Consider the following 6,276-nt stretch of genomic DNA (forward strand, 5'->3'; position numbering starts at 1 on the left):
CCAGGAAGCCGCCGCCGCGCGCGCGGTTGAGATGGAGCGCCAGCGCGTCGCCGCTGAAGCCGTGGCCGCAAAAGCCAAGGCCGAAAAGTTGACCGCAAACCAGAAGCGCCGGGCGAAAATCCATCGCGAGATCGCCGCCGCAGTCGGCGGAATTGTGGATCAGACTGCAACCGAGCTTCTCGTTGATGCGCTTATCGCTGGCAGCATTCCGCATGTTTCAATTTCCTACTGAGAAGGCAGCCCCCGTGCAGATCATCAACTGCGAACAGAACTCCGAGGAGTGGCTGAAAGCCCGAATGGGCATTCCGACCGCCTCGCAATTTTCAACCGTGCTCGCCAAGGGCGAAGGCAAGACGCGACGAACCTACATGCTCAAGATTGCCGGCGAGATCATCACCGGGCAGCCGATGGAAGGCTTTTCCAACGAGCATACCGAGCGCGGCCACGAACTCGAACCCGAGGCCCGCGACCTCTATGCCTTCCAGACCGGAACGCAGCTTGAGCGCGTCGGCTTCATCCGGAACGGCCGCGCCGGATGCTCGCCGGATTCACTGATCGGTAAGGACGGTGGGGCCGAGATCAAGACAAAGTTTCCTCACCTGCTGATCGATGTCATCCTCAAAGACGAGTGCCCGCCAGAGCACAAGGCCCAGGTCCAAGGCACCCTCTGGCTTACCAAGCGGGCATGGTGGGACGTGGTGATCTACTGGCCCGGCATCCCGCTGTTCGTGAAGCGGGTCTATCGCGATGAAACCTACATCCAGCGGATCGCAACCGAGGTCGATCGCTTCAATGCGGAGCTCGATGAGGTCGTGGCGCAAATCCGCCGACGCGGCGACGCGGTGGCGGCATGAGCAGCCGCGTTCAACTCGTTTTGTCGGGCAAAGCGATCCGCGAGAAGGCCGCCAGGTGGATCAACCAGGCCCCGCCCGGAACGCGCCTCGAATTCAAGGCGCCGCAGCGGAGCATTGAGCAGAACGATCGCATGTGGGCGATGCTTACCGACATCGTGACGCAACACGTGTTCAACGGACGCAAGTACACCACCGACGAGGCGAAGGTCGTTTTCATGCACGCTTGCGGGAAGGAGATCGAAATCCTCCCCTCGCTTGATGGGAAAACGTTCGTCCCCTACGGCCAATCATCATCGGATTTGAGCGTCCGCGAAATGTCGGACCTCATCGAATTCATGTTCGCCTGGGGCGCCGAGAACGGCATCCTTTGGAGCGATCCGAAAGAAAAGGCCATGCGCGAGCAAGCGGAGCGCGCGGCCTAATGTTCGATTTTTTCCAACGCGCGACCTACGAGGCGCCGGCGACGGTCATGTTTGGACCGCTCGCGAGCGCGCTATTCGCCGGCTTTGCCGAGATCGTCGCCGGCCGGCTTTACCTCACCGCGGCCGGCGCGCGCTATCTCGCGGACCTCGACCGCAGCCAGGAGCGCGCAGCATGAGCCGCGCGGTGCAATGGTTTCTTGATCGCAGTTCACCGGAACCGAATAGCGGTTGCTGGCTGTGGCTCAACGCCATCGGAAAACATGGCTACGGCGTTCTTAATATCAATGGCCGCATGGCCCGCGCCCACCGCGAAGCTTTCAAGGCTGCGAAGGGCGAACCGCCGCCCGGCCTCGACGTCTGCCACCGCTGCGATGTGCGCTGTTGCGTCAACCCTGACCATCTATTCCCCGGCACTCGCACCGACAACATGCGGGACTGCGCCAACAAGGGGCGGATTGTTTTGCCCGAGTTGCGCGGGACAGAGTTGCCGCAATCGAAATTGACGCCGGCCCAGGTTCTTGAAATCCGGGCAAGCAGCCAATCGCAGCGAGCCTTGGGCCGCCTCTATAGCGTCGATAAGGGCACCATCGCCCATATCGTTCACCGCAAGACGTGGAAGCATCTATGAGCCGATCGGTGAGCGAATGGATTGGGAAAACACCGGATGCCTCAATCCCGGCCCGCGTGCGACTACGGGTATTTGAGCGCTACGGAGGCCGTTGTCATTTTTCCGGCCGCCGGATCATGGCGGGCGAGCATTGGGACTGTGACCATATCCTCGCGCTCTGCAACGGCGGCGAGCATAGAGAAGCAAATCTGGCGCCGATTCTGCGCGGGAAGCCACACAAGGAAAAGACGGCCGCCGATGTCGCGGAGAAATCTCGCGTCTACCGCAAGAGGGCGAACCACGTCGGCGTGAAGCGCAAACGCCGGACCATTCCGGGTCGGAAATTCGATGGCACGCCGATTCCGGCGCGGTGGATTGAGGGGTGATCAGATGATGAATCCTCCCGTCTGTGATGACTGCCGCAGGCCCGACATGCGGACGCCCATCGAGCTGCCGCGATGCTACGCGGTTTGCTCCATCTGCGGCATCAAGCGCGCATGCCTCGGAGACAATTCCAGCGAACCGGCGCCACGACAGAGGAGGAATACGGGATGGCCGATAAACAGAAGCCTGTAGCATGGCAGTGCGTTAAGCGTGACGGGACATTCGGAATCATCACTCAGCGTATCGATGTGAAAATCGGGTGGGAGGATGCAGGACTTCGATCGCGGCCGCTCTACGCCGATCTACCTGTGGCCGAAGACATTCTCGCGCTCAAGGAGCCCTCCTGATGTTCACCTCGGAGCAGAAGCGCAAGGCCGTCGAGCGCGAGATAAGCTACCGCAAGCGCGTTTTCCCGCGCCTGATCGACAGCGGGAAAATGACCAGACAGATGGCCGATGAGCAGATCGCAATTTTCGTTGCCATCCTCGATGACTACGCCAAGGCCGAAGCATCGGAGAGGCTGATATGACCGACATCGTGGAAACAGTCGGCCCCATCACCGAGCAATGGCTGAAGGATGCCGGCTTCAAATGGCATCAGTTAGACCGGCAGCCGGACAAACATTGGCTGCTCTGGCTCGGCGCCGGCCTCAAGGAAAAGCCATGTCTAACAAGCTTCGAAGATATCGGGATCGAGCTGGCGCCGAACAGAGGCGAGGATTGGTTTTGCTGGCTGCGCAGCGACGCGGCCGGCAGGTATCACCGCTTCATCCATCTGCGGCACGTTCAAACGGTCGGCGACGTCATTGCGCTTGTCGAGGCGATTTCGGGGCGCCCCTGGACACCGGCAAACCACTTTTACGGCTCGCTCTATTCGCCGGAGGGCGCGGAGCGAGTCCGGAAGGATATCGAGCGCGCGGATCGGCGCATGCAGCTCGATGCGTCTGAGCATAACAAGTGGTTCGGCATCGAGAAGGATGACACACGCGGGCGCGCCCTCCCCGAGCACATGCAGGCGGCGGAAAAGGCGCGGGAGAAGAAATGAAACCCCGCAAAAATCCGTGGCAAGACGAGATCGATTTAGCAGTTGCGATCTGCAGCCCGGCCGATCGAAAGGCGAGACGACATCGTGCAGAGGGCAGCCGAATGACCGAAGACCTCTCCCGTCTCATCCGCAATGCTGCCGCCAGCGTCGATGGCAAGACTGTCATAGTCGAGCTGATCTGCTCTGACGAATACGGCGCGCAAGTGCTGTTTGACGATGTGGTTTCGCGGATCGCGTCTGAGGGCGGCTTGGTGCTCAAGCTCAGGGGTAAGAGGGCGGAATGACGCGCGCGCTTACTCTCGCCGAAGCCGCCGAGGCGCTTCACAAGTCGAAGCGTTGGTTGCAAGATTGGCTTTCGCGAAATCCTACCGATGCGACCGGGCGACCGTTTTTCAGCCAGATTGGCCGGACCAAGGTTTTCAGGGAGTCCGACATCAACCGGATTTTGGACGCGAACATGAAGGCGCCAGCATGCCGCTCAAGCTCTACCCGCCCCGTGAAGGCAAAACGCCGAATTGGACAATCCGGGGAACATATCTCCACGTCTTTGTGGACCGAAGCGCAGGAACTCCTAAAAAATCGGTCGCTCAAGCCGAGCTGACAAAGCTCGAAAACGCGATCGAGCGCGGCGACTATCCGCCGAAGCCAAAGCAGGCCGCCCAACCGACCTTCCTGAGTGCCGCTGTCGCCTATATGAAGGCCGGCCGATCGCGTCGGTATGTAGGAAAGCTCATCGCGCATTTTCGCGAAACGCCATTGACAGACATCGACCAAGCCGCGATCGACGCTGCCGCACTGGCGATCTATCCGAACGTCACGCCCGCAACCCGCAATGTCGCGGTATATACGCCTGTCGGCGCCATCCTGCATCATGCTGGCGTCGACATCGTCGTGAAGCGCCCGAAGGGGCACAAGGGCAATCCGAAAACGCTGTTCTTACTCCCGCCCGATGCTTTCGCCATCATCAAGGCGGCGGACGCGATAGACCCGGAGATGGGCCGGCTGTTGACGTTCCTGCTCTACACCGGATGACGGATCGGTGAGGCGCTGGCGCTGAGATGGGAGCGCGTCAGCCTCGACGATAGGACAGCCTATATCGAGAAATCAAAGAACGACGATCCGCGCACCGTCAAATTGACGCAGGAACTTTGCGACCTCCTGGAGCCGCACAGGAAGGCCGCTGGCAAGGTCTTCCGATTCCACCAAGGTGGACACAGGAATTTCATCTTCCTCAACGCCAAGGTCACGGCATGCGGCCTGCCGCCCGTCAAAAGACCGAAGCGCGGCGAGCGTATGAAGATCCCGCTCTATCGATTCGAGTGGGTGACGTTCCACACGTTCTGTCACACCTGGGCAACGTGGATGCGGCGCTACGGCGGCACGGACGTTCTCGGCCTGGTCGCAACCGGACGATGGCGCGATCCGAGATCGGCCGCGCGCTACACGCACACTGCAGCGAGCGACGAATGGGATCGCACCGAGTTGCTGCCGACGGCTGGAAAATCCGTGGACTTGCCCGCGAAAAAGCAAAAACCGAAGACAAAACAATAGATCGGTTAACCCTCCCCCAAGGGCTGGCCGCAACTTTTTTGTTTCGGCGATAAAGGCTGAAATCCTCAGGCATCAAAGGGGTTTGCGCAGTCACTTGCAAATTCGGCCTAAGCCGATGGCAGCCCCTCGCCGCGCCAGTGCGTAGGGTGGGTCAAGCGAAACGGACCCACCATCATCTCAAAGCGCAATATCGGACGTTTTTGTCCGGATGCGCTGACATTCGGAATTACGGTGACAGTGCACTTAATTTTGGAATTACGGTGACAGTGCACTTAATTTGCTTCACCAAGATCAATCGAATTCACCGTCACCGCTATCTAGGCCGGCCGCAGTTTGGCCTATGGCGCGGGCCAGGGGGCTGGCGCTTCGCAGTGCGGCCATGGCCGCCCGGATCCGCCCGCCTGCGCCGTCCGCCTTGCGCCAGATCATGGTCGGGCATCCCCGAACGGTCCCTTATGGGCAATGGCCCGATTTGTTTTCAGCTGCCCGGTGACGTCGATGCAGGTCCAGCACTGGCTGGACGATGACGATGATGCGCCAGAAGATGAGTACGAGGCGGTGACCTGCAAGGCCTGCGCCCGGCTGCACTTCCTCAATCTCAGGACCGGGAGGCTGCTGGGCCAGGATGCGGAATAGCCCCGGGCGAGGACTGCGACGGAAAGTTCTCGTCGCGGTCGTGCCGGCGCGGGCCTGATCGCGTTCAAGACCCTGATCGCGTTCAAGACAAAGTAGCCGAGTGCTTGCCCTGGATAAGCGGAACTGGCCTCGCACTCGGCTCTTCGGTTTACTCGGCTACTCGGCCCGGCACGCGGTGAGTCCTGGAAAACACGCGCCGAACCCGACCGCCCCCCCGGAGATACGCAACGATCCGAGCCGCGGCTGGGGTAAGAAGTAGCACCTGATTCGCGGCAAAAAACGCCCTTTGGCGCGGCAGCGATCGGCTTAACCATGGCGATAAAGTGGAAGCTCCTGGGCAAGCCGCAAGCCGGCTGAACGGCATCAAGACCCGCCCGGAATGCCGAAATGCCTGGAGACCGCCCGCGGATGGCAAGGCCGGCGCGCGCCTTCCGCTGACGGCGCGCTCGAATTCCCCTGCAGGGCCAAATGAATGAAGCCCAAGGCAACTTCCCGATGGTTGGCCGCAACTTTTTAAGGACGCTCTAACCATGGGATCGATCGGGCCTCGCGCGCGGTTCCGCTTGCATGCAAGGTGACCCGCATGGCTCGGGCGCGCGAGGCGTGATGTCGCGGCTGCGCCGAGCTGGCTTCACTTCGTCACCAAAGGCGCAGAAGCGCCCCGGGGGAAAAATCATGTCGGTGCTGGGTGGTATGGCGATCGGTTGGGTGACCTTGAACACCGCGATTTTCGCGGCGCTGCTGTGTCGCCGGCCCGCGCCGAAGCTGCGCGCGCGGA

The 6,276-nt window shown here is 61.0% G+C and carries 12 protein-coding genes and 1 pseudogene; all 13 read left to right on the top strand.

Features of this window, described 5'->3' with window-relative positions; genetic code table 11:
- Positions 1 to 232, top strand: a pseudogene (locus tag WCB02_RS34190) (hypothetical protein); the annotation flags it as partial.
- The gene (locus tag WCB02_RS34195) at positions 213 to 854 is read left to right on the top strand and encodes a lambda exonuclease family protein (protein ID WP_423965511.1); all 642 of its coding nucleotides are present in this window, start codon (positions 213 to 215) and stop codon (positions 852 to 854) included. The pseudogene WCB02_RS34190 and the gene WCB02_RS34195, both read left to right, overlap by 20 nt.
- On the top strand, positions 851 to 1,276 hold the full coding sequence (locus WCB02_RS34200) for a recombination protein NinB (RefSeq protein ID WP_423965513.1): 426 nt from the start codon (positions 851 to 853) through the stop codon (positions 1,274 to 1,276). Before WCB02_RS34195 ends, WCB02_RS34200 begins: the two co-directional genes overlap by 4 nt.
- A complete protein-coding gene (locus tag WCB02_RS34205; protein WP_423965515.1) occupies positions 1,276 to 1,452 on the top strand; it encodes a hypothetical protein in 177 nt (58 codons plus the stop codon). Before WCB02_RS34200 ends, WCB02_RS34205 begins: the two co-directional genes overlap by 1 nt.
- The gene (locus WCB02_RS34210; protein WP_423965518.1) at positions 1,449 to 1,904 is read left to right on the top strand and encodes an HNH endonuclease signature motif containing protein; all 456 of its coding nucleotides are present in this window, start codon (positions 1,449 to 1,451) and stop codon (positions 1,902 to 1,904) included. The genes WCB02_RS34205 and WCB02_RS34210 overlap by 4 nt, the downstream gene beginning before the upstream one ends.
- A gap of 8 nt (positions 1,905 to 1,912) precedes the next feature.
- On the top strand, positions 1,913 to 2,269 hold the full coding sequence (locus WCB02_RS34215) for an HNH endonuclease (RefSeq protein ID WP_423965521.1): 357 nt from the start codon (positions 1,913 to 1,915) through the stop codon (positions 2,267 to 2,269).
- 165 nt (positions 2,270 to 2,434) lie between these two features.
- Positions 2,435 to 2,614: a hypothetical protein gene (locus WCB02_RS34220; protein WP_423965523.1), complete on the top strand. Its 180-nt coding sequence runs from the start codon at positions 2,435 to 2,437 to the stop codon at positions 2,612 to 2,614.
- Positions 2,614 to 2,796 carry a hypothetical protein gene (locus WCB02_RS34225; RefSeq protein WP_423965525.1) on the top strand — a complete coding sequence of 61 codons (183 nt, stop codon included), beginning with the start codon at positions 2,614 to 2,616 and terminating at the stop codon, positions 2,794 to 2,796. Before WCB02_RS34220 ends, WCB02_RS34225 begins: the two co-directional genes overlap by 1 nt.
- Positions 2,793 to 3,311, top strand: a complete 519-nt coding sequence (locus WCB02_RS34230) for a hypothetical protein (protein ID WP_423965527.1) — start codon at positions 2,793 to 2,795, stop codon at positions 3,309 to 3,311. The genes WCB02_RS34225 and WCB02_RS34230 overlap by 4 nt, the downstream gene beginning before the upstream one ends.
- On the top strand, positions 3,308 to 3,595 hold the full coding sequence (locus WCB02_RS34235; RefSeq protein WP_423965530.1) for a hypothetical protein: 288 nt from the start codon (positions 3,308 to 3,310) through the stop codon (positions 3,593 to 3,595). The genes WCB02_RS34230 and WCB02_RS34235 overlap by 4 nt, the downstream gene beginning before the upstream one ends.
- A 187-nt stretch (positions 3,596 to 3,782) precedes the next feature.
- On the top strand, positions 3,783 to 4,343 hold the full coding sequence (locus WCB02_RS34240) for a hypothetical protein (RefSeq protein ID WP_423965532.1): 561 nt from the start codon (positions 3,783 to 3,785) through the stop codon (positions 4,341 to 4,343).
- A 3-nt stretch (positions 4,344 to 4,346) separates the two neighbouring features.
- Positions 4,347 to 4,862 carry a tyrosine-type recombinase/integrase gene (locus WCB02_RS34245; protein WP_423965536.1) on the top strand — a complete coding sequence of 172 codons (516 nt, stop codon included), beginning with the start codon at positions 4,347 to 4,349 and terminating at the stop codon, positions 4,860 to 4,862.
- Positions 4,863 to 5,324: 462 nt separating this feature from the next.
- Complete coding sequence (locus tag WCB02_RS34250) at positions 5,325 to 5,498, top strand: hypothetical protein (RefSeq protein WP_423965534.1); 174 nt, start codon at positions 5,325 to 5,327, stop codon at positions 5,496 to 5,498.
- Positions 5,499 to 6,276 lie beyond the last annotated feature (778 nt).

Source organism: Bradyrhizobium sp., assembly GCF_049581145.1.
GTDB lineage: Bacteria > Pseudomonadota > Alphaproteobacteria > Rhizobiales > Xanthobacteraceae > Bradyrhizobium.